Raw genomic sequence first — 2,754 nt, 5'->3', positions numbered from 1 at the left:
CCGGGTTCAGCGTGATCGAGGAGGCCTGAGCGGCCGGTTCAGCCGCCCAGGAGTCAGCCGGCCAGAAGTTCAGCTGGCCAAGAGTTCAGCTGGCCAAGAGTTCAGCCGCCCAGAGCCGCGAGGCCGTGGGACAGGTCGGCCAGGAGGTCGTCCTCGGCTTCCAGGCCAACCGAGAGACGCAGCAGCCCGTCCGTGATGCCGGCGATCGCCCGCGCCTCCGGATCCATCGCCGCATGGGTCATGGTCGGCGGGTGGGCGATCAGGCTCTCGACCCCGCCCAGGGACTCGGCCAGGGTGAAGACCCGCAGAACCTCCACGAAGGCCCGCACCGCGTCGCGCCCGCCGGCCAGTTCGAAGCTCAGCATGGCGCCGAAGCCCGCCTGCTGCGTCTTGGCCAGGGCGTGGCCGGGATGGGACGGCAGGCCCGGATAATGGACGCGGCTCACCGCCGGGTGCCCCTCCAGGAAGGCGGCCAGCCGGCCCGCGGTCCGCTGCTGCTGCTCGACCCGCACGAACAGGGTGCGCAGGCCCCGGAGCGTCAAATAGGCGTCCAGCGGCGAGCCGGTGACGCCGATCGTGTTCGCCCAGGCGGCGAGGTCCTCGCCCACCGCCGCCTCGGCGGCGATCACGGCCCCGCCGATCACGTCGGAATGGCCGTTGAGGAACTTGGTGGTGGAGTGGACGACGAGGTCCGCCCCCAGGGCGATCGGCCGCTGCAGGGCGGGCGACAGGAAGGTGTTGTCGACGACCGTGAGCGCCCCCGCGGCCTTCGCGTCCGCGGTGATCCGCCGGATGTCGACCACCCGCATCAGCGGGTTGCTCGGCGTCTCGATCATCACGACCTTCGGCCCCTCGGCCAGGGCCGCCGCCAGGGCGGCCGGGTCGGTCTGATCGACGAAGGCCACGCGGTAATGGCCCCGGGCGCTGCGGAGGCTGAGCAGGCGATGCGTGCCGCCGTAGCAATCGTGCGGGGCGACCAGCAGGTCGCCCGGCCGCAGGCTCGACAGGGCGAGGTCCAGGGCCGCCATGCCGCTCGCCACCATGACGGCGCGGGCACCGCCCTCGAGCTTGGCGATCGTGTCGGCGAGCGCCTCGCGGGTCGGGTTGCCGAGGCGTGAATAGTCGTAGGGCCCGGCCTGCTCGAAGGCGGGGAACTTGAAGGTCGTCGACAGGTGGATCGGCGCGATCACCGCCCCGAAGGACGTGTCCTGGGCCACGCCGTTGGCCGCCGCGACGGTGCGTGCCGCAAATCCCTCTGACATCGATTCTCCCTCCGCGCCGGTGCCGGATCGTCCAGCCGAATCCCGACGCGTTCTTTATGGAGAACGGATCAGACTTTCAAGAGAACGATCTCCGGGCCCAGCCCATCCCGCGCCGGTGGTGGCGATGCCCGTCCTACCCTCGAGGCCGTGTGGCGCAGCCAACCGTAAGGTCGATCCTCCGGCAAGGGGTTTTACGGGCATGCCGCTCGGGCGGAGGGATGTTTCCCGCGGCGATTCGACGGGACATGCGGGTCGGGACCGGCCACGCAGCAGCGCATGAACCGGGGCATTGGCCACCGGGGACGAGATCCGCACGCGACTCTGCGACGCCGCAAGCCCGCCGCGGGCGACGCGACAGGCGCGGCGATGACGGTCCGTTTCCCCAACCGAGGATCGTGATTCCGGTGGGCCGGTGCCCCGCGACCGGAGGCGTGATCCAGGGACCGGGGCCGCGATCAGGCGGCGACCGGGTGCGCCGCCTGCGGCTCCCGGGCCGGCGCGTCGGCGTCGAGACCGTCGGCCTCCCGCACCACCGCCTGCGCGAGGCGCCGCGCCCGCCCGGCCCAGAGGTCCCGGGCGTCGCGCAGGGCACCGGCCTGCTCCTCGGCGGAGGCCAGGGCGATCCGGAGGGCGTCGATCTCCGCCCGCAATTCGGTGGTGCGTGCCCGCTCGCTCGCCAGCGCCGCCTTGAGCACGCAGAGGGCGGTCTCGGTCGCCCCCCGGGCCGGCGCGGCACGGCCGGCGGGGCTGACCGGCGCGGGGCTGTCCGGCTGCAACGCCGCGAGCTCCGCGCGGACCTGCACCACGTCGAGCCCGGCGACCGCGCCCGTCGGCGGCGCGATCGCCGGGACCGGGATGCCCTCCTCCTCGATCACCAGATCGTGCAGCATGGAGAAGACCCGGTCGCCGTCGAGGCGGCTGAGATCGAACCCGCTCTCGGCGGCGAGGCCGCTGAACCGGGCCTGCCCGCCGGGAGCCTGGCCCACGAAGGCCATCGACCAGGTCGCGAAGCCGCGGCTCTCCGCGGGGCCGCATTGCAGGACCGTCACGTCGCTGTGGCGCAGGTCGCGCTGGATCCGCTCGAAGGTCGCCTCGACCCCGGCGCGGGGGCCTTCCAGCACCTGCGCGAAGGCCCCTGCGTTGAACATCAGCGCGCCGGTGACGCCGACATCGCGATTGTTGCGCCGGGAGGCGTCGAGGATCTGGCGGACCTGGGCGGTCACCTCGGACTCGGGGCCCTGGACCAGGTTCTTGCTGGCGTAGACGAGGCGGTACAGATCGGTCATGGCGGGGCGTCCGGGGGGATGGGATCAGACCTGCGGATAGGCGGCGAAGATCGGGAGCAGATCCTCGGTGGGGACGGGGCGGCTGATGAAGTAGCCCTGCACGTCGGTGCAGCCCTCCAGGCGGATGCGCTGCATCTGCTCCGGGGTCTCGACCCCCTCGGCGACCGTGGTCATCCCCAGGCTCTTGCCCAGGCCCGCGATGGCAC

General features: G+C 72.7%; 3 protein-coding genes (1 of these 3 cut by a window edge). All 3 read right to left on the bottom strand.

The window, feature by feature from the left end; all coding sequences use genetic code 11:
• Positions 1 to 101: 101 nt before the first annotated feature.
• The gene (gene metB / locus MKK69_RS17930) at positions 102 to 1,262 is read right to left on the bottom strand and encodes a cystathionine gamma-synthase (protein ID WP_243970010.1); all 1,161 of its coding nucleotides are present in this window, start codon (positions 1,260 to 1,262) and stop codon (positions 102 to 104) included.
• A 455-nt stretch (positions 1,263 to 1,717) separates the two neighbouring features.
• A complete protein-coding gene (locus MKK69_RS17925) occupies positions 1,718 to 2,548 on the bottom strand; it encodes a BLUF domain-containing protein (protein WP_243970008.1) in 831 nt (276 codons plus the stop codon).
• A 24-nt stretch (positions 2,549 to 2,572) separates the two neighbouring features.
• On the bottom strand, positions 2,573 to 2,754 hold the final stretch of the coding sequence (locus MKK69_RS17920; RefSeq protein WP_243970006.1) for a putative bifunctional diguanylate cyclase/phosphodiesterase. Its footprint extends 1,543 nt past the window's final position; 182 of the gene's 1,725 nt are visible here — the last part of the coding sequence; the start codon falls outside the window, past its right edge; it ends in the stop codon at positions 2,573 to 2,575.

This window comes from Methylobacterium sp. J-026, from assembly GCF_022829585.1.
Classification (GTDB): Bacteria; Pseudomonadota; Alphaproteobacteria; order Rhizobiales; family Beijerinckiaceae; genus Methylobacterium.
Note: the sequence above shows the minus strand (reverse complement) of the source record. Positions and strands in the feature narration are given on the sequence as shown.